This is a genomic window from Aliiglaciecola litoralis (genome assembly GCF_039523355.1).
Lineage (GTDB): Bacteria > Pseudomonadota > Gammaproteobacteria > Enterobacterales > Alteromonadaceae > Aliiglaciecola > Aliiglaciecola litoralis.
Genome location: NZ_BAAAFD010000002.1, coordinates 117,594 through 142,149 on the forward strand (window position 1 = coordinate 117,594; position 24,556 = coordinate 142,149).

Consider the following 24,556-nt stretch of genomic DNA (forward strand, 5'->3'; position numbering starts at 1 on the left):
CTCTACTTCATTTCCTTAGCTAAATGTTACGCTAAACATCGAGTTCTCCTCTACTATTACACAATACTTAGCAACAAGGACAATTTATGCTTTGGTCGACATTAGCAATAATACTTGGATTACCGATTTTAATATGGAGTGCCGAGCGCTTTATCCATGGCGCATCTTACACGGCGGGGCACTTTGGTATTTCTCCATTGTTTATCGGTATGTTTATTATTGGTTTTGGTACCTCAGCCCCAGAAATAATTGTTTCTGTATTTGCGGCGTTACAAGGCAACGGCGGATTGGCATTGGGCAACGCCTTTGGTTCAAATATTACCAATATTACATTAGTAGTGGGTGTCACAGCGCTATTGAGCCCAATTGTGGTGAAATCCGATATTGTCAGAAAAGAACTGCCAATCTTATTAGCGGTGACGTTTTTCGCCGTTTGGCAAATCGTCGATCTGAAACTCTCCCATGATGATGCATTTGCTTTATTAGGCCTGTTTGTCATTTTACTTTCGTGGACAGTATGGCAATCCATCAAACAACCTAATGACCAACTTGGCGAGCAAGTGGCTGATGAAGTGGAGCAAGCCGACGCTAAATTACTGCCTCATATGCTGTGGTTAATAGGCGGTTTAGTGGTGCTGATCATCAGCTCCAGAGTCTTGGTATGGGGTGCTGTGGAAGTCGCAGAATATTTTCAGGTAAGTGATGTCATTATAGGTTTGACCATTATTGGCATTGGCACATCATTGCCAGAACTTATATCGTCAATTATTGCCGTTCGTAAGAATGAACATGAATTAGCGATTGGTAACATTGTTGGATCGAACCTATTCAACACGCTTGCCGTGGTCGGTATTGCTGGGGTCATTCAGCCGGTCGATATTGATAGCACCTTTTTGTATCGAGACGGGTTGTTGATGCTTGGCGTAACAATTGCGCTACTCATATTTTGCCTCGGTATTAAGGGCCCAGGCAAAATAAATCGGTTAGAAGGTTTAGCCCTATTACTGTGCTTTATTGGCTATAACGCTTATTTGGTGTCTACGCAGTTTTAATTTTTTTTAATATTGCCCATTCAATGGGTTTAGGTGACTCAACACAATTACCTGTCAATTCAATTGGCCTTAAATTCGTGTTAGTTAAAAGTGCAGTTTAGCCTTTTAAGTATAGTACCACCTAAGAGATTTACTCAGCGCAAACTAATCCGCCCAGCAAATCTCAAAGCAACTCTGGTGATTAATCCGCCCGACAAACTAGCCCGAGAATTTATGCCAAAGATCAGTGCGTAGGCATTAAACAAACCTCTCTAACATCACAACGCGGATTAGCTGAAATGGCATACATCACGGCGTCGGCGATATCCTCAGGATCTAACTTATCAGGCTTAGCCTCGTCGAAAAACGGTGTATTGACCATACCCGGGCAAATAGTAGTGCAGCGACCATTCCACTCAGCCATTTCAGCGGCTAGATTTTTACCTAAGCCGTAAGCAAACCATTTTGAGGCACCATAAACTGATCCCTCCAAGGTGATTTTACCGGCGATAGAGCTGGTAATGATAAACTGCCCCGTTGTCTCACGTAATGACGGCAAACAGGCTTTCGCAGTGAATAGCAAGGCATTAATATTCACATCCAGCATGGTTTTCCACTCTTTCGGGTCGCCCTTTTCGATGCCTGCGGTATCCACTCCCGTGCCGGCGTTAGCGAACACCACATCGATGCGACCAAACTTTTGCTTGGCCTCGTTCACCACATTTTCTACCTCAGCCAAAATCGACACGTCTGCGGTTACGGCTAGTACTTTGTTGTCTCCCCAACGCTGCACTATTTCATTTAGTTTATTTGTACTTCTGGCGGTAATCACCGCTTTGTGCCCAGCCGCTAGCACCTTGTTAGCGGTGGCCGCGCCAATCCCGCTAGACGCGCCGGTGATCATAACTACTTTTTCATTATTCATTGGATTATCCTTGAATTGACTTTTATTGCGTCAGCGTTTGCGCAATTGTCTCAATAAAGTTAGGTAAATCATCGGGATTGCGACTAGTGATCAGTTTTCCATCGACCACAACAGTTTTATCCTGCCACTTGGCTCCCGCATTGCGCAGATCAGTACGAATGCTTGGATAAGAGGTGATTTGTTTGCCATCCACAATGGCAGCTTCCACCATAAGCCAAGGTCCGTGACAAATAGCGGCTAAAACTTTAATGTTGTCTTGCTCATATGCAGATTTGATAAAGTCTACAACTTTGTCGTTCATGCGTAGGACATCTGGATTTATTTGACCTCCCGGTAACACAACTGCGTCATAGTCAGCCGTGCTAACCTCATCGATTTGCTTGTCAACATCAACTGTTTTACCCCAATCTTTTTGGTCCCATGCGCGGATGCTATCATTGTCGTCAATCGAAATAATGTGTACTTCTGCTCCCATTGACGTTAACTGTTCTTTGGGCTGAAACAACTCGCTTTGTTCAAAACCGTCAGTGGCAATAATGGCGATGGTTTTGTTTGCTAAATTTGCTTCGTTTGACATGCCTTCTCCCCTTGCTTTTTTTAAAATTCCAAAGCAGCAGCAAATATATAAATTGAAGCTACCTTGACGTTAGAGTTAGTAACAAAGCAACACCTGTACCAAGTTAGAGATTTGCTCGCAGGGCTTCAAATCTCTGGGAGAAACAATTGTCGGCATGAAAAATCATGATAAATTTCTAGCCAAATTCAGTGCTTTTTTCACTGCATTGTAAAGTTTTCATTATGAAATGGGATTCATCATTTTGAGGTATTTATGGAAGGAAAAACTGCCAAATAAATGATGCGATTGCTTTCTATCTAAACAATCTCTGTATATTATTAGTAGGGATCTTCTATTTGGAAAGAATTGATTTTTATGGACAAAATATCAAAGCTCATTGCCGTGCTTTCACTTCTCTTTAACAGTTTTGTTTACGCTGACGAATTTCAATTTGTCGACTCAACCTTTTGTCCTTTTGTTTGCGATCCTAATGCCGAAGGGAAAGAAGGATTCGTTATTGAAATTTTGCGGGATGCGCTCGCAACAGAGGATCACACAATTAACTTTACTATTGTGCCTTACAAAAGAGCGCTCAGTTTGGTTCGCAATGGTGAAGCTCATGCTCTACCAGCTATATACAGCGAGGATGCACCAGATCTGACTGTGGGAAAATCGGTGATTGGCATTGGTAACAATCACTTTTTTGTTAGACATGACTCAGAGTGGAAATACACCTCTATAGACAGTTGGCAACATATTACGATAGGTGTTGTCGATGGATATACATTTTCTCATCCACAATTTGATCGCTATTTGGCAAAACAAAAAAATGCCCTAAACAGTAAAGTGGTGTTCATAAGCGGTGGCAACAACTACCGTCGACTACTCACATTACTCATCTCCGGAAGAGTAGATGCCATATTAGACGATAGCGCATATATTCAATATGAATTGCAGCGGTTACATGCCGAAAATAGCCTCAGTAGTATGCCTCCGATTATCAGTGTTGGTGCTTTATCTAAAGGGCAGCATGTAGTCGCGTATAGCCCAAAACACCCTGAAATAGCAAAAATGTTGATGAGCATAATCGACCCGTTCGTCATAGAACTATATGAAACCGGCAAGATTGACGTTTATCTGTCACGATATGGAATTGATTAACCTGAACTTTGGATCAGATGTGTCGAGCAATTAAATATTACAAACTGTTAGTGAAGATAAATAAAAACGAACCTTTAATAAACTCGCATCAAAGACAGGCGGAGTGAGATAAACCATACCTCACTCCGCCTAGAATCAATGTTTAGGCCTTTGCTCCCCCTTTGCCAAAGCCTTCGTTTAATACGGTAACCTCACGTTGTGGGAATGGAATAGCAATACCATGCTCTTTGAGAGTTTCGAGAATAGTTAACAGCAAATCCCCCCCCACTCGATTCCTACCGTCATCAACACCGTCCATCCAGAACTCCACGAACATATTAATACCGTTATCACCAAAACTATCAATTTCACAATCGGGACGTTCTTCAAAAGGTACGTCTGGACCGCTTATGACTTGAGGGTGCTCGGCAACAACTTCTTTGATAATTTCTACCATCGCTCTGACATCAGTTGAGTAAGCCACACTAAAATCCACGCGATAACGTTGTTTCGGATCTTTATGTGTCCAGTTAATCAGTAGCGAGGAAATAAAGGTTTCATTGGGCACCAGAATATCTTTGCCATCGTAGGTTTCTAACACCGCGTGGCGCATATTAAACTGTCTGACAAAGCCCATTCGACCATCTTCGAGTTCAACAAAATCCCCTACAGTTAAAGACTTGTCCAACAAGATGATAATGCCGGAGATGAAGTTAGAGGCAATCGACTGCAACCCCAAGCCCAAGCCAACACCCACTGCACCACCAAACACGGCAAGGGCAGTTAGGTTAATCCCCATGATGTTGAGCAGCAGGATAAACACTATACAGAACAGCCCAACTTCAAATAGCTTGGTAAACACTTCTCGGGTGCTGATATCTAATGACTGCTGATTACGAATAATGTCTTTGCCGACTGAGTTGGACGCCCTGCCCAACCAAAACAGCAGTACGCCGAAAAACAGCACGCGCACAAGTCCATAAAGCGTAACCGTAATATTACCAATGCTTAAGGATATCTCTTCAAGGGCAGTAATAATGCTTGGTAATACCCCCAGCAAGTGCAGTAACAGTATGGGCAATCCAACCCAAGTGAATATCATCGACATAGCATGGCTAGAAACAAATTCTTTAATGATGGAATAGAAAAACAACAACACAGCCAGTGTTAAAGCAACTTTCATCAGCCATACTGGATATCCACCATTTTCGCCAAATTCCAAGGCTAAGCGCACTAAGATTATGGCGACTATTGGATATACGATATGACTCAATCGATAAAGCAATTGACCGACAGGGTGTTCTTCGCTGGGAGCTGAGCTTGCGCTCACTGCATTAGATTTGATTATCTTTGACGATATCCAATATGCCGCAAGATAGATGGCAATAATAATACCGGCTTGAATATAAGTGGCTTCACTGTTTAACGCTGTTTGGGTTGTCTCCCAAATAGCATTGAAGTGACTAACGAAAAACTCTTTGTCCATATTGCTTACCTAAACCCAACTGTAATAACACCACTATGGCTTATTCAATATCTAAATTACAGTAAATTTGTGTCGGATAACATGGATTGGTAAGTGTTGGGGAATAATAGCATCCCGAGGTGATGGGAGGAGGTCTGTACGCGAGCTTAAAAACAATTGCACTAACTTATCGATATAGACTATTTTTGTCAGCTAGCCGAGTCAATAAACTCGGCAGACTGTTAACATCGACAGGATATTTGTGCTACCAAATGAGCGCGACCAAAAATAACAATCCAATCACCAACCCCGTGATACCAAAAAAACTGTACTCCACTTTCTCACGCATTCCGCTCGCAGGTGAGGGTAAAAACCCCATGATCACGCAACTAATGCCGATGACGAAAGCCAGCACAGTGATCCCGAAAAAAATAGCTTCAATCATGAGAACTCCAACAACCAAATAAGACAGTGCTTATTATGCACCAAAATCGACAATTTTGGGAAGTTCCCAATTCAAAACAATAAGAAAATTCACGATTAGCCACATAGTGAAAATGACCACAATTTGGTTTGATGTAGTATTTTTGTTTTAGTCCACTATCCTTAATGTCATTGCATAAAATCTATATCATTGTTTTTATTCAATTTTTCAAATATGGCCCAAGTGTTGCTCACTATTCGACAATAACAACAAAATGGTTGTTCAACAGGGTAATTGAAAAATAGGAACTCACTATGAAAAAGACACTAATTGCGGCAAGCTTACTCGTTTCAACTTCAGGTGCGATGGCACATCAATGTGATGTTAATATCGAAGGTAATGTATCTCTAGTAAATAACGTACTTACAGTTACTACTGAAGAGCAGGATGTCATCGCGATTACCGCTGGCGAAACATTGCGTGTAAATGGCAAATCGGTTGTGCTTAATGCAGAACAACAACAATGGATGTCGAGTTATTATAACGGTATTTATCAAGCCGTCCCAGCGGTGGCTGAAATCGCCTTAGATGGCGTTGCCATTGCAAGCTCTGCGGTAACGGAAGTATTTGGTGGCTTGCTTGGTACAGATTCTAATGCGGTCGATAAAATCCAATATAAACTCGATGAGATCCGTGACAAGATTCAAACTAAATTCTATGCGCAAGATGGCAGTATCCAGCTGCAATCGACCCACTTTTCTGATGGTGAACTGTTTGGCGCTCAGTGGGAAGATGACTTTGAAGAAGCGATTGAAGAAGTGGTCAGCTCATCCATTGGACATTTAATGGTTGCTATCGGACAGCAGCTCATTTTCGGTGATGGCGATGGAAGCTTTGAGCAACGTATGGAAACCTTTGGTGAGGACATTGAGCGCAAAGTAGAAGCTCAAGCTGCCGTAATTGAAGAAAAAGCGGACGCACTGTGTTATCAAATGGTCGATATCGATAAAGCTGAGAACCAATTACAAGCATCACTTAGCGAATTATCTGGCTTGGATCTTATATCTGTGAATAAATCACATCAACGTATGTAACAGAGCAATGACAACGTGAAAATCACACTTATTGGTGCAGGCTGGTTGGGCCTGCCTCTTGCCAAAGCGCTTGGCGAAAATGGCCATCAAATTTTGGCCACAAAACGTTCTGAAAAAGGCGTTTTATCCCTGCAACAGCAACATATTCAAGCTCAGCAGTTTGAATTAGGCCAAGATCTCAGTTCAGAGGCGGTCCAAGCGTTACTCAACACCGACATGCTGATTATCAACATTCCTCCGGGTCGCAAAACGCTGCAACCTGACGTTTTTTTGAGCCAGATGAAGGCCCTGATCAGTCAAGCCAAAACCAGCGGAACTAAATCACTATTATTTATCTCCACCACCGCGGTATACGGTGAGGCTAGTCGTGTCGTATACGAATATTCTGAACCCAACCCGACCACCGATAGTGCTAAAGTGCATGTTGAGATTGAGCAGTGGATTAGACACACCTTTGGACCCCAGGCCAGTATTTTAAGGCTGGCGGGCTTAGTTTCGGAAGATCGTCATCCAGCTCGATTCTTAGCGGGTAAGAAAGACATTGAGCAAGGCCAACAGGTGGTGAATCTTGTCCATCGCGGTGATGTCATCCAAGCCATTAAATACATTATTAAAGGCCAACACTTTGGCCAAACTTTTCACTTAAGTGCCCGCGACCATCCTAGTCGTGAAGCGTATTACTGTTGGGCTGCACAATCGCTTGGCTTAGCGACTCCTAGCTTTTGCGCAACTACAAGTAGCGAATTGGGAAAACAAATCAATTGTCAGCTGACACTGGATACTTTGGGCATGACCATGACCTACCCCAGTCCTTACGACATGCTGTCAAACCAGAACCCCAAGCAATGAAAACCAATAAAAAAGCCGGATACTGTTAAGTAACCGGCTTTGTCAATATCACGTTAGTGCTAGCCCACCAGCGCTTCACCAAAATACTTCAGTGCCACTGTATTGATAAAGATCAAAAGTAATATCACTGGAATAAAGGTTCCCACTGAGAAATCGACATATTTCTCAAAAAAGCTGCCTTTGTAGTTGGGCGCGCCTTCATCGAGCTCAGCATTAAAGTTGTCTTTCTTCCAACGATAAATAACGAACAAACAAATCAATAACCCATTTAACGGCAAGATGGTGTCATAAAAGACATCAACGATCACATCAAACAACGATTTGCTTTGGTCCGCATAAGTAACAAAGCTCGTCACTGGATCCCAGATACCAAACGACATTGAAGCAATGACTGAGGTAACCACCAGCAATGCGCCCATTAATCCTAAGGCTTTCTTGCGCGATACTTTTTTCGACTCCATGAAGGCCGAAACAGGCACTTCAAAAATCGACACCAATGAGGTAATTGCCGCGAAGAACACCAGTAAGAAGAACAGTGAAGCTACGATGCTGGCACCGAGGTAACCAATAGAAGCTTGTAGCGCGAGGAATATTTTCGGTAAGAACGTAAAGATCATGCCCACCGATGAATCACTTAATTCGGCAGTGTTGGTGTCCGGATTAAACGAGAATATTGCCGGTAAAATCAACAAACCGGCAATGAAAGCGACACCAGTATCAGCTAATGCCACGAACTTGGCCGAACCCGGCACATCACTTTTGCTATCCAAATAAGAGCCGTAAGTGATCATAATCCCCATCCCTAAGGATAGCGAGAAGAATGCCTGAGACAAGGCCGCGCTGACTACCGAGGCGGTAATTTTACTGAAATCAGGTACTAGATAGTATTCCACTCCAGCAAAGGCGTTATCCAGCGTAAGGACGAAAATTACCAAGCCGATGAGCATAAAAAACAGCGCAGGCATCATCACCTTAGCGGCTTTTTCAATACCTTGCTTCACGCCACCTTGCAAAATCAAATACACCACGGCAAGCACTGCAACCATGTAAATAAATAAGTCAGAAGATTGGATAAATGCACCGAAGGTCGCTGGGTCTGCAAGCTGGTCTAAATTACCCATGATGGATTGAAACAAGTAACCAAAGATCCACACGGTAATAACCAGATAAAAAACTGCGATCATGAAGGGCGTTATAATGGACAGCCAACCCGCAACCCGCCAGTGGGGTTCATTATTGGTTAAATGCGTATATGCATTTAACGGATCTTTGCGGCTGTGTCGCCCAACAGACATCTCAGCTAGCATCACTGGTAGGCAGATAAGCACGACAAACAAGGCATAAAGCAACAAGAATGCGCCACCACCGTTTTTAGTAGCGGCAACTGGAAAGCCCACCATGTTGCCAATACCGACGGCCGAGCCAGCGGCGGCTAAAATAAACCCGAGACGAGAACCAAACTGTTCGCGAGCTGCCATGAATTTTTCCTTTTGTTATTTTTTTAATTATGTTTTGTGACGCCAGATGTTAGCAGTCTGTGATAAAAATGTCTTCGCTTGCTAACATAAACCGCAAACAAAAAGTGTAAGCCAAGTAACACGCCTGCTACAAGCCTTTTTAAGACAGGGTTACCAAGGAATAGTTTGATTATCCCAATCGATATAGTGAGGTGCGTTAGCAATATCTAGCGTTTTAAGGTGCGACAATAATTGGCTAACCGTGTATTGAGGCGTAAATAATTTGTCATCGGCAACATTGGCCTGAAATGGTTTAGACAAATGGGTGTCTACCGTTCCTGGATGATAACTCACCAGTTCAACATTTTTGGCTCTGCGCTGATATTCTACTTGGGCTGTTTTAATCAACATATTTAGCGCCGCTTTACTGGCGCGATAGCCATACCATCCACCGAGTCGATTGTCAGTGATGCTCGCCACTCTGGCACTGAGCAATACAATTTGCGCTTTTTGTTGAGATTTTACTAACGGCATCAAATGCTGAAGCCACAGCATTGGGGCTATGCTATTGGTTTTAAAATAGCTCTCTAGTTGTTGTACGGAAATATCTTCAAGACGTTTTTCAGGCTGCAATTCGACCCCGTTTTGCTCACCGTGTAACGCACCAATACAGCAAATAACCAATCCAAATGGTCCGCGCGTTTTAAGCTTGTCACACACTTCAATAATTTGCTGCGGTTGGGTACTTTGAGCTTGATGATAAAACACATTTTCCAGCTTAGAAGTGAATAACTGACGGGTAACGCCATGTATTTCGCTAATGTCTTGTCGTTGACTCAGTTGTTTAACCAGCTCTGCACCAATGCCACCTGATGCACCTATAATAAGGACGTTTTGTGAAGTCATAAGTTGGTTCTCATTTATAATGTGATCATTTAGACGATTTGGTCCGCTCTGTCTTGGCGGGTTTACTCCGCTGGGACGCTAACGACGAGGGGATACAGCTTTGACAACGGGCTTGCTTGGTCAGTAAATAAGACAATGAGTGTCGATAGCGAGCAAACAATCGGTAACCTAAATCAGCAAACCATCGAATAACAGGCCAACGTAAAGGTGCGTATACCCAACCTTTACCAACACGTTGCCAAGCATGATAGGTTGCATCCAGTCCAGTCACTATAGTACCGTCTTCCAATAAGCCGTGAATGCGAGCGTCCAGCTGTTGCTTATCGAACATAGGGTATTGGCTGTCAAACTCGCTGGAATGAATATCAACCAGATTTAAGTTTTGCTGTTTGTCCAAAGAATGCAGCTTGCGCATCTCAATCATACATAATGGACATCGACCATCGTAAAACAAGGTGAACTTCACGTCTGTGTTACCCGTATTTGGTTAGCGAATAGGATTGATACGTAAAACTTAATTGCTTGGATGACTTGATATGCCAAGCAATTGCTACCACATGAATAACATCGGGAAAATAAAGAGGCATTTATGGCGAATATTCAACAAGCGACATTAGCAGGCGGTTGCTTCTGGTGTATCGAATCGGCGTTTAATTCGGTGGAAGGTATCGAGTCTGCATTTTCGGGCTACGCTGGCGGATCGATGGCAGAGCCAAGCTACGAGCAAGTCTGTTCAGGACAAACCGGACACGCCGAAGTCGTGCGGGTTAATTTTGACGCCGATGTGCTGAGCTACAGAGATGTGTTAGAGATTTTCTTTGCGCTGCACAATCCGACCCAATTAAATCGACAAGGAAACGATGTTGGCAGCCAATATCGCAGTGCTATCTTTTATCATGATGACACGCAGAAAAAAGTCGCTGAAGATATTATTGCAGAGATCGAGGCTGAACAAATTTGGCCAGATCCTGTGGTCACTGAAGTGATAGAAATTAATAACTACTACCAAGCTGAAGACTATCATCAGGATTATTTTAGTAATAACCCACAAAACCAGTATTGCAATATGGTGGTGGCGCCTAAGCTGGCTAAATTTAAAAAGAACTTTGCGAATCGCCTGAAAGGCTAAATTGTGCGTTAGTCTCGCTAAAGGCACAGCTTAACAGGCTTGTGCCATTTAGCTGTGCGTCACGGGATTAACGGTTAGACAGCAGGCCAACTTGTTCTAATGGCAGTGAAAATAGTAAGGGTGCCATTTTTTGGTATTTAGGGCGATTCGATTCGCACTGCACATTTAGCATATAGTTTTTGCGCCACGGATCGTTGATCATCCAGATTCGTCCATTTGCGACAGCTAGGCCCTCAATTGAGGCATTGTCCATTAATTCCCACGGCTCACAGTCACTTGAACTAGTTAACGTTGGGGCTAAAAATTGCAACGACACAATGCGCGTTGGTTGTTGTTTTTCAAGGTCGATAATCCACAGTTGATCGTCATTACGCGCGGCAGCCACAATAAATCCTTTATGATCCGCGACAGGCAAATAATCCATGGCATTGACGGGGTGATTGCCGGAATCATAGGTAGGGATGAATAATTGTGGGTCGCTGACAGCGGCAAATTCGTCACTTAGCCAAAAATCGTCATTAATTTGCAGTGAGAAAATACGCGCGTGGCCCTTGGCGTCTTTTTCAACCCCTAAATACAAGATGTTATCTTGGCCAAACGCCAGTCCTTCAACGCCATCGTTGGGGAAATCGCCAAGGTTGAACACTGGATCATATTGAATGGGTCGTGCATGGGTCATCAGCAGGCTATTGTCGTCTTGTAATTCTAGACGGATCAATACCGTTGGGTAGTCAGTGGAGCCCGTCATCTTGTAACGCTGATGGCATTCTTCTGACATCCCGGTACTGCGCGTTGCATCCTCGGTAACCACCACAAAAACGTTATCATTACGCGGATCTATCGCCAGCGCTTCCAAATCAGGTGAATCACTTAAATAGCCGGCAAAGCAGCTTTGTTGAACCCGTTCAGAAAGCATCATGGGCAGTGAATCAGCAGCTAATTGCGCGGTTAACGGGTCGATGATATGCAGTTGTTTGCGTTGAGATTGATCTGCACTGGCATCGGAGACTGAAAGCAATTTCCCGCGCCAAAACTTTAAACCCGAGGTTTGCGGATCTAACATCACTTCGCCATTAGTTTCCACCAGCCACTGGCCCTGTAGACTCAGTGGTGCTGTCGGTTTTGGCTGTTTTTCTGCACAACCACACAACACAACCGCTACAACAAGCGAGATAGTCACAAAACGGTTCATAAGGCTCCTTTAAAATTCAAGGTGTTATAAAGTGAAAATCACCTGAGTTCAGGTTATTTAATCCAAGCAGCTGATTGCAATGGGTTTTAAGATTTCCGTGAAAAGCGCGCCAGCAAATAAAAGTAGGCTCTTTGATCGCTATCATTTCCACTAACGTTATGAGTGGAATATGGCGACCACCAATCTTGTTGTGCTAATTCGTCCATAATAATCTGGTAAGCCCCCTGTTGGCTTTCAAAGCCACGGACTTCACAGATATCCGTTTTACAAATAATCGAGTTCAATTGAACTAAATGGGACTTCTCGTGAGTGATAAAATAATCTTGGATTTGTTGCTGCATTCTGACGGCCCACGCAAAATCTTGCTCTTGGGCCTGTAACTCTTTAAATTTGTCTGCCAATTGCGGATTGGCATCGGCAATCACCTTGTTGAAGGGTGCGGGAAGTAGTTTGCTCGCTTGTTCTAGTGAAATCCCTTCAGGCACAGGTAAACCCGCTTCGCGCAAGCTAGCCACAGCTTGGTTATAGCGCTGAGTTTGTCGTTGAAAGGTAACTTGCTGATGTTCTAATTGTTGACTCAGTTCTTGAACTTGTTGTTGCAAAGCGATCACATCTGCGTCATTCGCTGTGGCAGTGTCATCGCTGTTGTGATCATCCTCGTTGTGATCAGTCTCGTCAAGAATGTCAGAATCCGCATCGCCATCATGAGTAAGTTTGATGCGACGATCTGATTTTTTAACACTCAATACTGCCGGTTGGTCAAAATCTTCGATAAATATTTCACGGGTTATCTTTTGCGCAGGACTCGATGATGGGAATTGGGTACCAACCCAAAACGCCACCGCCATTGACAGTATAAAAACCACAGTCATACCTAGCTTGTTCATTGTTTTACCTCTTCGCACGAAAACGATTAAAACCCATAAAATCTGAAGCGCAGTCCATAATAAAATGGCTCACTTAATTGTGCCACAAAGCGCGCTATCTTTTTAATTTAACCTAAACTCCGGACAATTTATTGTCCCACGTTAGTATATGGAAATTTCACTGCTAAACAGTATCAAGCCGTCATCTTGTTCGTAAAAATACAAATACTGGCTAAACGCCTCTTCGCTATATTCCACAATATCGCCAAAATGAAATACATTGTCACCCAGCACCTGCAAAACGGAGTCTAAAGACTGTCCTTGGTTTACCCCGTTAAAGCGCCAACCAGCGGTGGTTACTGTTCCTGACAATTCAAAAAACTGCTCCAACAACATAATTTTAGTTAGGCTTGAACCAGACTGCTCAATAATGAGATTCGGACCAAATATCAGTAACTGAGATGTTGAATCTTTATACGCACTGGCCAGAGGCGACACACCAAGCATGGCCAGTGTTAGTTCATCCCTATCGGGATTATCCAAATAAGCGTTAACTTGCTTCAGTACCTGCGGACCATGATCTATGTTAGCTATTTCCGGTAATTCAAAGCCCGCAACACGCAATTCAAATCCAACGACGATTGAAGTGTGATCGGTGCTATTTGTATCAAGGTACTGATCCAATAAAATCGTCAGTTTGTTGTCACTGCCCAGCATGACTAATTTATTATCATATGCACGACTATTCGGGAGTTTAGAGCGGACGTTAGAGACACTATCGTGATAGCGTATCTTGCCTTGCAAAGTCCAATTTTGTTGCTCAAACCGCTCATCAAATGCCAGTAAATTGGTAAAGGTCGTGGTGAACCATGGAATATGTGAGCTCGCTTGAACCAGCTGATTGTCCTGAAATACCAGCCAATGTTTGCGTCCATAGGCAATTAAGCGATGGCGTTGATCGATGCCCATGACAAAAGTAGGTGTGCCAAACATCTGCTGTACGGTTTGGTAATCTGTACCTAAAGGTACGCCATATAAGCCAGTCATAAGGTCGATGTCAGATTCTTTGATTGGCGGTGTATGTCGTTTGTGTTGACTAGGCAGCACAATCTCTATTTGTTGTTGCCATCCGCCAATGCTTGCTAACACCAAGTTTTGCTGAGGTTTTCCCGATGCATTGAAAGGCGTGCTCTTTTTCTCGACATCGAGAGCTGGATCGCAGGTTTTTATCAACTGCGCCGTATAGCTCACAAGATTATGTTCGAGCTGATTTTTAGTCCAACTCTGTTTCTGTTTTTTTTCAAAATCTCTATCAATTATGATTATGCCTTGGGCATCAAGCTCATTTGCTCGCTGAGTAAACTTTTCGACGATTAGCTTAAATGCTTGATCAACAAACGCCTCTGCTAATTGCCCATTCTGTTGGGTTAATTTACGACTCTCAGTTACGGTATCTAATATTTGATAATCGCACTGAGGGTAAAAATCCAATACTGGAATAGAAACACTACCGATGGCGAGAGGGCTCAACAGGTAAGTCAAGATCAATAGGGATAATGCATAGCGTGGTTTTGGCAAAATAATGCATCCTTTGGTATTTTGTATTGAGGCCAAGATGCCCAACAAAATGAAACTTAATGATTACCATAACGAATTTAATAACCTCGCAACAATCATTTCATCCAAAAGATTCGGTTTTTTGAGAAATTAAGCGCTGATCCCTTTTTGTTATCAGAAGTAATAAAAAAGGGTTGGATCAATTCACCGCATACAGGGACAATACCCGGCCTGACTAAGAGGTAAATGAGAACTATGGCAGAAGATGCGCTTTCAATTGGGTTGTTTTACGGCTCAACCACCTGCTATACCGAGATGGCGGCAGAAAAGATCCAAACTGAATTAAACACTCTGTTTGATAGTCCTGTGGTGACCCTGTTCAATATTAAAGATGTGCCGTTAAAAAAAGCCGAACAATTTGATGTACTGATATTGGGGATCTCTACCTGGGACTTTGGTGAGTTACAAGAAGATTGGGAATCAAGCTGGGAAGACATTAAATCACTGAATCTGCAAGGCAAGACAGTTGCGTTGTTTGGTTTGGGTGATCAACTCGGCTATGCAGATTGGTTCCAAGACGCGCTAGGGATGCTGCACGACGAATTAGCGATTCTGGGGTGTGATTTTATCGGTTATTGGCCAAATGAAGGATACGATTTCATCGCATCTAAAGGGCTCACCGAGGATAAGAGTTATTTTGTCGGATTGTCGTTAGATGATGAAAACCAATACGATTTAACCGATCAACGCATCGCCCAATGGTGCGAGCAATTGCTCGGCGAATTGGCTTAACACTAATCCCCATATTTTGCCTACCCCCGTCCCGCGCATTCAAAAACCTTATTATCGCAATGGTCCGCAGCACCGAGCCGGTGCCGATGTCAGTTTTGCGGATATTAATAAAGTATTTGGCTTTAAAACGGTCATCGTTGGCAAATGGGTCGAGGGTGTGGAACAGCAATTGGCAGCAAATTTATTCTTTGATGCCCTGTGCGACTTAATGGAGATTCTGCAGGTTCCCGAACACGTCATCTCCCTCAACGGTAGTTTGTCTTTAGCCTTTGGGGTGGGAGGTCAAAAACACAGCTGCGCCCATTATGATGTGCAAAAACGTCAACTGGCACTGGCTAAAAATGCCGGTGGTGGTGCGCTGGCGCACGAATGGTTTCACGCTTTTGATCATTACATCAGCACAAAAATGTTTGCTACAGCACAATCGCTAACGTTCGCATCATCGCTATGGTTACAAGATGCCCAGATGCACTCTCATCCACTAAATCAACGATTAGCAGACTGGTTTAAGCACTTGTTTTTGTCTGAGCAATTAAGCGAGCCGAGTGACTATGTTCAGCGTTGCGCATTGGCTGACAAAACCTTAAAGCATTATTACTTTGCTCAACCTCAAGAAATGGCGGCACGCGCATTTGAAGCCGCAATTCAGGATAATGCATTGAAAAACGCATTTTTAGTGCAAGGGACCAAGCAAACTGCAGAAGCAAAAGTAGGCATCTATCCTCAGGCTCAACATCGCCAGCAAAGTTATGCACTTTTGATGAATTATTTTTTAATTTTAGGAAAAGCTGTCAATTCGTTGGATAAGTAAACAGCTTTAAGCAAAAAATAAAGAAATTTGTTAATCAATTCAACATAACGCATTTACTCACACCCTAAAGTAATTCTATACTATGGGTATTCACGTTTAATCACTGTGGTTTATTTTATGAGAAAGAAAAAACACGGCTCGGCTGATGACGAAGCGCAAATCGATATGACTCCCATGTTGGACATTGTGTTCATCATGCTTATTTTCTTCATCGTGACAACGTCATTTGTTAAAGAAACGGGGTTAATGGCTAACCGCCCTAAAACGCCGGATGCGCCGCCTCCACCAAGCAATGCCAGAACGTTAGCAATCCGTATTGATCAAAATGGCACTATTGTCATGGACAATCGTGAAGTTGATATTCGCCGCGTAGTGGCCAACATTCAAAGCTTTTTGGCTGAAAACAACACCGACTCAGCAGCTATCCAAGCCCACCCTAAGACCAAACATGGTGTGGTAGTGGAAGTAATGAACCAAGCTAAAGAAGCCGGTATTGATAAAGTATCAATCTTGGTGAAAGAAGGCTGACGCTTTCTGGTTTAGCAAAGACGTTTAAAAAAAGCCCTTATGGGCTTTTTTTGTTTCTGGGGTTTCTTTATATCTAGCATTCAAGCGAGTCTTCAAACAAAGTCTCGCACTATGCGTTTTACCGAACGATGATAAAGCGGAATGTGCACATCGTCGGTGACATGATCGGCTGGATAAGCGTACAAACCAAAGCGATCATCTTTGCTATGGGAAATAATCACAACGTGCTCAGGCGCTTGATCAATATTACCGCGAAATGGATCGATCACGGGGACTTCGTAACGACCTAACTTAATTAATGCCATGCGCCTATTATTGCGATAGATGAAGCGATCAAACACCGGATTATCAATAATGCAGTAGACCGCAAATTTTGGGAGTTGAAGTGGGATCCCTTGCCAAACTAATTGTACAACCTGTAATTCATCGACTAAATTGGCAATCGAATCAGGTAACTCTATATGGCTCATAGCACACCACTTAGTTAATAAGGTTACTTTAACTATAGCAACAATATTTACCAAATCCATATTTCCCTGCGCTTTGCAGCGATCCTCGCTTCTAGTGATTCTGTGCCTTTAGACGCAATCTTAAAACTTTAAATAGAAGTCTTGGCACAGTTGTCGATATTCAGCGCTGTATTGACCTGAGCTTTGGTGGATAGCCAATTGCTGTTCTAAACACTGACTCGGTACATTGGAAAATTCCAGTAATTGTCTAATCGCGGGTTTGTGTGTGGCGCTGTGTACATGGGTAAGTCGATGACAATATAAGCCATGTTGTTTTGCCAAGTTTAAAATGTCTTGGCTGTGGCTGGGTAAAACACAGTAAAAGTGTCCTTGTGGATCTAATAGGCGCGCAACTTGTTGAAACAAAGTAGCAGGATCAAGATCGCTATGGTGTCTGGCACTGCGTCTGGCGGTGTCTTCTATGTCTGAGCGGCGTTTTCCCGATGAGCGAGGAGGCAGGGTAAAATAAGGCGGATTACTAATGATCAGATCATAAGGGGCATCTACTGATAAGTTGGCTACATCTACTTTTTGACAACTCAGCCTCTCACTCCAAGGGCAATTACGCATATTCTTGCTCGCCTGTGTTACCGCACCATCATCAATATCAATACCTAGCACCTGTGTGTCTGCCGTACTTTTTTGTGCCATCATAATGGCTAAAAGGCCGCTACCTGTGCCAATATCCAAAATACGTTTCGCCTGTCTGGTGTTCACCCAACTGCCCAGTAAGATGCTATCTGTCCCGACTTTCATGGCGCAGTTGGCATGTTCAATGCTAAATTGCTTAAACTGAAACCCATTCAAAGTTTGCTTCAATCTGTGTAAACCGTTAGAAGTGCTGCAGCGCGATCATTTGACGCGCCACTTCAGTTGCCTCAACTGGCCGATATTTTCGCAAACGACCAACCATCAATGGCGACAAAAAGGTACATAGCTTGATAGCCAAAGATTCTGCGCGTCTGGTTTCTTGTCGCTCTCCGAGTAATAAAGATGGTCTGACGGTATAGGCATTGAAATTTTCAAGATCAAAAATAGACTTTTCCAATTGCCCTTTCACTCTGAGATATAGGTTTTTGCTGTTCATATCGGCTCCCACTGAAGAGATCCAGACAAAGCTTTGCGCATAACTGGTTTGTGCCATCAACGCAGCACGATAAATTAAATCAAAATCGACTCGTCTGAAACCATCGATGGAGCCCGCTTTCTTTAGAGTGGTTCCCAGGCAAACATAAATGTGATCATAGGAAAAGTAACGATCATGTGCGAAAAACGGTTGCGACTCATGATCAAAATCCGTGACGATCTGCAAAATTCGCTCATTTTCCATAGGAACATCGTCAATCGGCCTGCGCACTAAGCAAATAATACGGTCATATCTGCTGTCTGCTAACAACAGCTTTATCAGCTCGTGCCCCACTAAACCTGTCCCACCTAAGACCAACGCTGTCTTTTTTGTCATGGCTAACCTGTCTTTTTAACATTGAATACGTTTACAATAACCTATCTTAAACCACAGAAAAGTGTATTCCATGAAAAAGTTTGTTGTACCGCTGATTACTTGCATCGCGGCGTTGTTACATTTTCAAGTATCAGCTCAAGAATCCCTCACCATTGAGCGTATATTTCAATCGCCCGCACTAGACGGAGCCGCTCCCAAAAAACTCAAAGTCTCCCCTGACGGTAAACGCGTCACCTTTTTGAAAGGTAAAGAAAGCGATTACGAGCGCTATGACTTGTGGGAATATGATGTTGCCAGCGGTAAAACCAGCAAGTTGTTCGACTCAAACGATCTCATGACGGGCAATGAACAACTTTCTGATGAAGAAAAAGCACGCCGTGAGCGTATGCGCGAAAGTGGCACAGGGATCATCGATTACTTCTGGTCAAATGACGGCACGGCACTGTTGTTTCCTCTTGGCGGCGATGCTTACTATTTGAAATTGGGTGACAAGAAAGCGCGTCAGTTACTCAACACCGACGCCTTTGAAACTGATATTAAATTCTCGCCACAGGGGAACTACATCTCTTATGTGCGCGAGCAGAATCTCTACATCATGCACATCGCATCGGGCAAAGAGCAGGCGATAACCACTAAGGGTGGCGGCAACATAAAATATGCCATGGCAGAATTCGTTGCTCAGGAAGAAATGAGTAGAATGACGGGCTATTGGTGGTCTCCCGATGAATCCCACATTGCCCTCACTCGCGTCGACATGTCGCCAGTTGAAATGGTGACACGCAGTGAGATTTATGCTGACTCGATTAAAATGGTGACCCAGCGTTATCCACTAGCGGGTACCGCTAACGTTGACATTGGTTTAGGGGTTTACCACTTCAAATCACAAAAAATTGACTGGATAGATTTAGGCGAAGAAAAGGACATGTACCTAGCTCGCGCTAAATGGATGCCAGACAGTCTAACCCTGACTTACCAGTGGCAAAGTCGCAACCAACAGCTGCTTGAATTGCGTGCCTACAATGCCCAAACAGGCAAGCAACAAGTACTTATCACCGAATCAAGTAACACTTGGGTTAACTTGCATGATGACTTGTACTTTTTGAACGAGGGCGAGCAAATTTTGTGGGCCAGTGAGCGCGACGGATTTAAACACCTGTATCTTTTCGACAAGCAGGGCAAAATGCTTAAGCAACTGACCAAAGGTGACTGGGTGGTGGACGATGTCGAGGCGATTGACACGCTAAACCAACAGGTATTTTTCACCGGGCGCAAAGACACGCCAATTGAAAAACAACTTTACAAAGTCTCTTTAAACGGCGGAAAAGTCGATAAAGTCAGTCTGCGCAAAGGCTTCCACGAAGTTACTTTTAGCGACGATTCGACTATCTATGTCGATCGCTTTTCAACTTTCAACACGCCATGGCAAGTCAGTTTGCACGATCAACAAGGCAAACGATTAACGTGGTTGGAACAGAATCAAATTGATGCTTCCCACCCACTCAATACCTATCAATCCCAATGGGTGAACCCAGAATTTGGTACCTTTGACACACCTGATGGTGCGCAACTTCACTATCGATTATTCAAGCCTAAAAAGATAACCGGTAAGCACCCTGCCATTGTGTTTGTTTACGGTGGCCCGCATGCACAAGTAGTGCAAGATAAATGGTACGGTAATCGAGGCTTACTGATGCAGCACTGGGTTAACAAAGGTTACGTGGTGTTTTCGGTAGATAACCGCGGTTCAAATTATCGCGGCAAAGCCTTTGAGGAGCCACTCTATCAAAAAATGGGCAGCATAGAAGTTGACGACCAAGTTGCGGGCGCTAAGTTTCTGGCATCCTTAGGTTATGTTGACGAAAAGCGTATTGGTATTCACGGCCATAGCTACGGAGGCTACATGACCTTAATGGCCATGTTTAAAGCCGGTGACACTTTTAGCGCAGGGGTATCAGGTGCACCGGTTACCGATTGGCAACTCTATGACACTCACTACACAGAAAGATATATGGGTAACCCTACGCTAGTGCCCGAGGCATACACGGCGGCTTCGGTATTTCCTTATGCAAAAGATCTTAAAAATCCACTGCTGATCTATCATGGAATGGCAGATGATAACGTATTGTTTAAGCACAGTACCAAGTTGTATAAGCATTTGCAGGATATGGCGATTACCTTTGAAACCATGGATTACCCGGGTAAAAAGCACAGCATTCGTGGCAAGAATACCGGCATTCATTTATACAAAACCATCACCCAATTCTTCGACCGCACCATAGGTCGTCCTTAACCAATTAAAATACCAAAAAGGGCGGGTTAAATAACACCTTATTTAACCCGCCCTTTTTCACCTTGTGATTTTAAAATCGCTCTGGCTCCGAGGGTTTATTTCCGAGTATCTCGTCAATAGTTGTTAACAGCTCAGCATCTAATTTTTCGCGACTATCCAACGCGCCTAAGTTTTGTGATAACTGCTTGGTATTATTCACCCCAAGAATGACTGAAGAGACGCATTTATTGGTTAAGATCCAGACGAGAGCAAGATGCGATAGACTCATATTGAGTTCACCCGCGATATCATTCAAGCGTTTTATATTCGACTGTTTAGCATTATTCCCTTCACCTAAATGTATTTCTCTGAGCCATTGATAATCAGATCGAGCGAGTCGACTATCGGCAGGAACGCCATCCAGATATTTACCGGTTAACAAGCCAGAAGCGAGCGGCGAATATGTCGTTAGCCCCAGTCCTTGAGAATACAAGGGTCTAAATTCACCTTCCACTTTGGTTCGGTTCAATAAATTATATTCGGGTTGTTCAACCATTGGCTCTACCAAGTTTCGCTGCTTTGCCACTGCTTTGGCCTGCGTAATCTGTTGCGCTGACCATTCACTGGTGCCCCAATACATGACCTTTCCTTGTCGAACCAAATCTGACATTGCTTCAACGGTTTCACTTATTGGCGTATCTATATCTGGACGATGACAATAAAACACATCTAAATAATCGACCTTCAGCCTGTTAAGCGCCGCATGACAGGCATCAAAAACATGCTTTCGACTTAGCCCCCGTTGCGTAGGTTTGTCTCCCCCCCAAAAGACTTTAGATGTAACCACGTAACTATCTCGTGACCAACCCAAAGCATTGATGGCATCGCCCATTATCTGCTCAGACAACCCACCTTCATACCCTTCGGCATTATCAAAAAAGTTAATCCCAGCATCATAAGCCAGCGCCAATATTTCCTTAGCCTCGGCCAATCCAATAGAGGTACCCCAGTTAACCCATGAGCCTAATCCAAACTCACTTAGCTGTAGGCCAGTTTGCCCCATTCTTCTATACTGCATCTCTTTGACCTCGTGAACTTTAAATTGCCTATCTACTATACGCCAAACGCGCTTAGGTGCGGAAGAAAGCGTTTGTTTCACCCGTAATTAGCGCCAAATTCAGTATCAAAACGATACAAAATTACCACTATTTTGGCTAATAATTAACGTAATAAAAGTTGCGGATAGTTAACCTTTGTCGCTAAATTATTGAAGCTCTGCAAGGGTTATCACGCGCGGATCATTCATGAACTCTTTTGCCTTTTTATTATCAATAATTGATCTTGGTACAGGCCAAAAGTTGTCCGTATTGGTATGCCAGTAGATGACAAACCCAGTTTGCGGGAACTTGTTCTTAAGGAAGTTTAAAGCGTCATAGTTGTTCATTCGACTTCTGCTTTGCTGTCCAAACTCGGCAAACCCAAATGGTTTGTTGAGTGATAGTAGCTTATCAACGGAACCATTTTTATTCAGCAATGAAAAAGTATCCGAGTAGTAATCTAGAGCCACAACATCTACGTACTGGTCTCCTGGATAAAGCGTTAATACGTCTATGGTTGAACCTTCATCATGATGGCTATTTGGGCTATACACCCACAATAAATTATCCAGCTTTCTGGATTCAAAATAGGTATAAATTGACAGCCATAACTTTTTAAATTCTGCATGGGTTATTTGATCGGCATCACCTCCGCCCCACCAGAACCATGCGCCATTCATTTCATGTAGCGGACGCCACAACACGGTATGGTTTTGCTGCAACTTTTCCAGACCATCAGCCACCTTTACAAGTACGGTTTGCCAAAAGATGTACGGCTTTGTACCAGGTTTGAATAAGTCATCAAAGGTGTAATCTCCGGTACCTTTGGTATATAAACCACCACCAAGAAAAGGATTTCCCGGATGCATACTCACCGTTACTATGCCCCCAGCGTTTAGATGACGTTCAAGTATGGTGTTGGTCTGAGTGTAATCATCGAGGGCGACTTCCCAGGCATAATCAACAGAGAAAATGGCGGGAATTTTACCGGTCTCTTGTTGAAGCTCGATAACGCTTGCTTCGTAGTTTTGTTGTAAAAGGTAATTCGCGCTACCGACATTTTGACCGGATAGAATTTTTGACGTAAACATCGTCTCAGCGAGTGTCTTTAACAACGCTTTGGTCTTTGGCGAAGCGGATTCAATATTAGGGGTAATATCAATCTGGTGACTAGGTATTGCAACTTCATGAGCGAGTGCAGGCGAGTGATTAATTGTTAGCAAAAACAACGAGACTATCAGCACTGGCACGCTTAAAGATGTACTTTTTTGCATCATAATGTCGCATCCATACGTTGCGAACGGTTATTTAATGTACAGCTTACCACGGATATTTCAGCGCTCCAATTTTCAGTTACTAGATAGCCAATAAAAATATACGGCATAGGTTTTTAGAGTGTTTATAAACATTCGTTGATCAACTCTATTAGGTTTAAATTAAATTTGTGTGGCCTATTATTCTGCGGTTTCCCTGCTATTCTTATTATTCATCAGCTCAGCTTTTTCCTGCGCTTTAGGCCGCCGTTCGCCTGCATCCAAAGTTCTGCTTTTAACCGTAAATCCCAAGATTCACATGGATACTTGGACTATTTATATAACTATTCAAAGGAATAAAATCATGATTTATTCATACATTAAATGGATTAGATCTTGGCGGATGTTGATTGTGCTTAGCGTATTGCTTGCAAGTTTTTCAAGCCAAGTCTTTGCAGTAAGGGGCGTCGTATTTGTACACGGAACGGGCTTTCAAACTAATGCCGAAGTTGATTATTGGACCCCTAATTTTATTAACTCCGTGATGTCAGGAAACAGTAATCCCTATTTAGTTATTAACTGTGATTTTGAAGAATATATTTGGAAGAATAGAGCCGCCGTTTGCCTTGCTGATCAAATATATCGATGGGGAGTTGCTAACAAAGTCACTGAATTGCATTTCATCACTCACTCAAATGGTGCAAATGTTGTCCGTTGGATTTTGTCTAACCCGACATGGGACTTCCGATATCCGATAATTATTACCGCTACTAAGAATGTCACTGCGATCGCCCCTTCTAGTGGCGGCACTCCTCTAGCTAACGCAGTTATCAATGGCAACATTTTTGAGCAGTCTTTAGGCTGGTTATTAGGATACGCGAGTGATGCGGTATTCTTACAGCAAGTCGAATATATGGCGTTCATGAACGAGTTTTGGCTGCTGGGTACACAAGGCAGAGCGCTTCCTGTTCCGTTCAAAGTTATCACCGGCACAGATGTAGAATCTTCACCTTTTGACTCGGATAGCTATTGCGGTGGTTACAGTAACCAAGTTGCCCTTGAGTTTACCCAAAATTGGCTGAATTCTTGTTCGGATGGTTTTTTGGAATGCAGCTCTCAAGAAGTGGCAGGGACGGTTTGGTTTAGAGACAAACAAGTAATGAATGGCGGTGAGCCGCTTAGCCATCAGCAATCACGTCGCGCCTGCTTTGGTTTAGACCAAGTACTTCGTAACGATATATAGG

The 24,556-nt window shown here is 43.3% G+C and carries 25 protein-coding genes; 10 read left to right on the forward strand and 15 right to left on the reverse strand.

What is annotated here, in order from left to right:
* Positions 1–86 precede the first annotated feature (86 nt).
* Positions 87–1,052: a calcium/sodium antiporter gene (locus ABD036_RS04170; RefSeq protein WP_343856818.1), complete on the forward strand. Its 966-nt coding sequence runs from the start codon at positions 87–89 to the stop codon at positions 1,050–1,052.
* Between the two features lie 223 nt (positions 1,053–1,275).
* Here ABD036_RS04170 and ABD036_RS04175 read toward each other — a convergent pair whose 3' ends face one another.
* Entirely contained in the window at positions 1,276–1,956 is a 681-nt protein-coding gene (locus ABD036_RS04175) for an SDR family oxidoreductase (RefSeq protein ID WP_343856819.1), read from the reverse strand.
* Between the two features lie 22 nt (positions 1,957–1,978).
* Complete coding sequence (locus tag ABD036_RS04180) at positions 1,979–2,533, reverse strand: DJ-1/PfpI/YhbO family deglycase/protease (protein ID WP_343856821.1); 555 nt, start codon at positions 2,531–2,533, stop codon at positions 1,979–1,981.
* A 354-nt stretch (positions 2,534–2,887) separates the two neighbouring features.
* Between ABD036_RS04180 and ABD036_RS04185 the strand changes: the two genes are divergently transcribed.
* Positions 2,888–3,673, forward strand: coding sequence for a substrate-binding periplasmic protein (locus ABD036_RS04185; protein ID WP_343856823.1), 786 nt, complete (start codon positions 2,888–2,890; stop codon positions 3,671–3,673).
* Positions 3,674–3,815: 142 nt separating this feature from the next.
* On the opposite strand, the gene ABD036_RS04190 is transcribed toward ABD036_RS04185, so the two are convergent.
* Together ABD036_RS04190 and ABD036_RS04195 are read right to left on the reverse strand one after the other, a co-directional pair.
* Positions 3,816–5,138, reverse strand: a complete 1,323-nt coding sequence (locus ABD036_RS04190) for a mechanosensitive ion channel family protein (protein WP_343856825.1) — start codon at positions 5,136–5,138, stop codon at positions 3,816–3,818.
* 244 nt (positions 5,139–5,382) lie between these two features.
* Positions 5,383–5,562 (reverse strand): hypothetical protein, encoded by a 180-nt coding sequence (locus ABD036_RS04195; protein ID WP_343856827.1) that lies wholly within the window; start codon positions 5,560–5,562, stop codon positions 5,383–5,385.
* A 293-nt stretch (positions 5,563–5,855) separates the two neighbouring features.
* Between ABD036_RS04195 and ABD036_RS04200 the strand changes: the two genes are divergently transcribed.
* Positions 5,856–6,635 (forward strand): YggN family protein, encoded by a 780-nt coding sequence (locus ABD036_RS04200; protein ID WP_343856829.1) that lies wholly within the window; start codon positions 5,856–5,858, stop codon positions 6,633–6,635.
* A gap of 15 nt (positions 6,636–6,650) precedes the next feature.
* Entirely contained in the window at positions 6,651–7,484 is an 834-nt protein-coding gene (locus ABD036_RS04205; RefSeq protein WP_343856830.1) for an NAD(P)H-binding protein, read from the forward strand.
* Positions 7,485–7,543: 59 nt separating this feature from the next.
* On the opposite strand, the gene ABD036_RS04210 is transcribed toward ABD036_RS04205, so the two are convergent.
* The 3 genes from ABD036_RS04210 to ABD036_RS04220 all read right to left on the reverse strand — a co-directional run bounded on the left by ABD036_RS04210 (position 7,544) and on the right by ABD036_RS04220 (position 10,313).
* Positions 7,544–8,962: a sodium-dependent transporter gene (locus tag ABD036_RS04210; protein ID WP_343856831.1), complete on the reverse strand. Its 1,419-nt coding sequence runs from the start codon at positions 8,960–8,962 to the stop codon at positions 7,544–7,546.
* 150 nt (positions 8,963–9,112) lie between these two features.
* Positions 9,113–9,847, reverse strand: coding sequence for an SDR family NAD(P)-dependent oxidoreductase (locus ABD036_RS04215; protein WP_343856833.1), 735 nt, complete (start codon positions 9,845–9,847; stop codon positions 9,113–9,115).
* 25 nt (positions 9,848–9,872) lie between these two features.
* A complete protein-coding gene (locus tag ABD036_RS04220) occupies positions 9,873–10,313 on the reverse strand; it encodes a thiol-disulfide oxidoreductase DCC family protein (protein WP_343856835.1) in 441 nt (146 codons plus the stop codon).
* A 123-nt stretch (positions 10,314–10,436) separates the two neighbouring features.
* Here ABD036_RS04220 and msrA point away from each other — a divergent pair, with 123 nt between their 5' ends.
* Positions 10,437–10,976 (forward strand): peptide-methionine (S)-S-oxide reductase MsrA, encoded by a 540-nt coding sequence (gene msrA / locus ABD036_RS04225; protein ID WP_343856837.1) that lies wholly within the window; start codon positions 10,437–10,439, stop codon positions 10,974–10,976.
* A 67-nt stretch (positions 10,977–11,043) separates the two neighbouring features.
* Here the strand turns inward: msrA and ABD036_RS04230 are convergent, their stop codons facing one another.
* The 3 genes from ABD036_RS04230 to ABD036_RS04240 form a co-directional block, all read right to left on the reverse strand.
* A complete protein-coding gene (locus tag ABD036_RS04230) occupies positions 11,044–12,168 on the reverse strand; it encodes a hypothetical protein (RefSeq protein ID WP_343856839.1) in 1,125 nt (374 codons plus the stop codon).
* Between the two features lie 86 nt (positions 12,169–12,254).
* Entirely contained in the window at positions 12,255–13,055 is an 801-nt protein-coding gene (locus tag ABD036_RS04235) for a hypothetical protein (protein ID WP_343856841.1), read from the reverse strand.
* 141 nt (positions 13,056–13,196) lie between these two features.
* Positions 13,197–14,612 carry a hypothetical protein gene (locus ABD036_RS04240; protein ID WP_343856842.1) on the reverse strand — a complete coding sequence of 472 codons (1,416 nt, stop codon included), beginning with the start codon at positions 14,610–14,612 and terminating at the stop codon, positions 13,197–13,199.
* Between the two features lie 234 nt (positions 14,613–14,846).
* On the opposite strand from ABD036_RS04240, the gene fldB reads away from it, so the two are divergent.
* The 3 genes from fldB (at position 14,847) to ABD036_RS04255 (ending at position 16,722) form a co-directional block, all read left to right on the forward strand.
* On the forward strand, positions 14,847–15,383 hold the full coding sequence (gene fldB / locus ABD036_RS04245) for a flavodoxin FldB (RefSeq protein WP_343857973.1): 537 nt from the start codon (positions 14,847–14,849) through the stop codon (positions 15,381–15,383).
* 16 nt (positions 15,384–15,399) lie between these two features.
* Positions 15,400–16,194: a CLCA_X family protein gene (locus tag ABD036_RS04250; protein WP_425542542.1), complete on the forward strand. Its 795-nt coding sequence runs from the start codon at positions 15,400–15,402 to the stop codon at positions 16,192–16,194.
* Between the two features lie 117 nt (positions 16,195–16,311).
* A complete protein-coding gene (locus ABD036_RS04255) occupies positions 16,312–16,722 on the forward strand; it encodes an ExbD/TolR family protein (RefSeq protein WP_343856844.1) in 411 nt (136 codons plus the stop codon).
* A 92-nt stretch (positions 16,723–16,814) separates the two neighbouring features.
* Here the strand turns inward: ABD036_RS04255 and ABD036_RS04260 are convergent, their stop codons facing one another.
* The 3 genes from ABD036_RS04260 to ABD036_RS04270 form a co-directional block, all read right to left on the reverse strand.
* Positions 16,815–17,192 carry a hypothetical protein gene (locus tag ABD036_RS04260; RefSeq protein ID WP_343856846.1) on the reverse strand — a complete coding sequence of 126 codons (378 nt, stop codon included), beginning with the start codon at positions 17,190–17,192 and terminating at the stop codon, positions 16,815–16,817.
* A gap of 120 nt (positions 17,193–17,312) precedes the next feature.
* Positions 17,313–18,050, reverse strand: a complete 738-nt coding sequence (locus ABD036_RS04265; protein ID WP_343856849.1) for a tRNA1(Val) (adenine(37)-N6)-methyltransferase — start codon at positions 18,048–18,050, stop codon at positions 17,313–17,315.
* Between the two features lie 13 nt (positions 18,051–18,063).
* Positions 18,064–18,693: an NAD-dependent epimerase/dehydratase family protein gene (locus tag ABD036_RS04270; protein WP_343856851.1), complete on the reverse strand. Its 630-nt coding sequence runs from the start codon at positions 18,691–18,693 to the stop codon at positions 18,064–18,066.
* Positions 18,694–18,763: 70 nt separating this feature from the next.
* Between ABD036_RS04270 and ABD036_RS04275 the strand changes: the two genes are divergently transcribed.
* A complete protein-coding gene (locus tag ABD036_RS04275) occupies positions 18,764–20,983 on the forward strand; it encodes a S9 family peptidase (RefSeq protein WP_343856854.1) in 2,220 nt (739 codons plus the stop codon).
* A 70-nt stretch (positions 20,984–21,053) separates the two neighbouring features.
* Here the strand turns inward: ABD036_RS04275 and ABD036_RS04280 are convergent, their stop codons facing one another.
* Together ABD036_RS04280 and ABD036_RS04285 are read right to left on the reverse strand one after the other, a co-directional pair.
* Positions 21,054–22,040 (reverse strand): aldo/keto reductase, encoded by a 987-nt coding sequence (locus tag ABD036_RS04280; protein ID WP_343856856.1) that lies wholly within the window; start codon positions 22,038–22,040, stop codon positions 21,054–21,056.
* A gap of 186 nt (positions 22,041–22,226) precedes the next feature.
* Positions 22,227–23,336, reverse strand: a complete 1,110-nt coding sequence (locus ABD036_RS04285; protein ID WP_343856858.1) for a glycosyl hydrolase — start codon at positions 23,334–23,336, stop codon at positions 22,227–22,229.
* 364 nt (positions 23,337–23,700) lie between these two features.
* Here ABD036_RS04285 and ABD036_RS04290 point away from each other — a divergent pair, with 364 nt between their 5' ends.
* Positions 23,701–24,555, forward strand: coding sequence for a hypothetical protein (locus tag ABD036_RS04290; RefSeq protein ID WP_425542553.1), 855 nt, complete (start codon positions 23,701–23,703; stop codon positions 24,553–24,555).
* The last annotated feature ends 1 nt before the right edge of the window (position 24,556 follow it).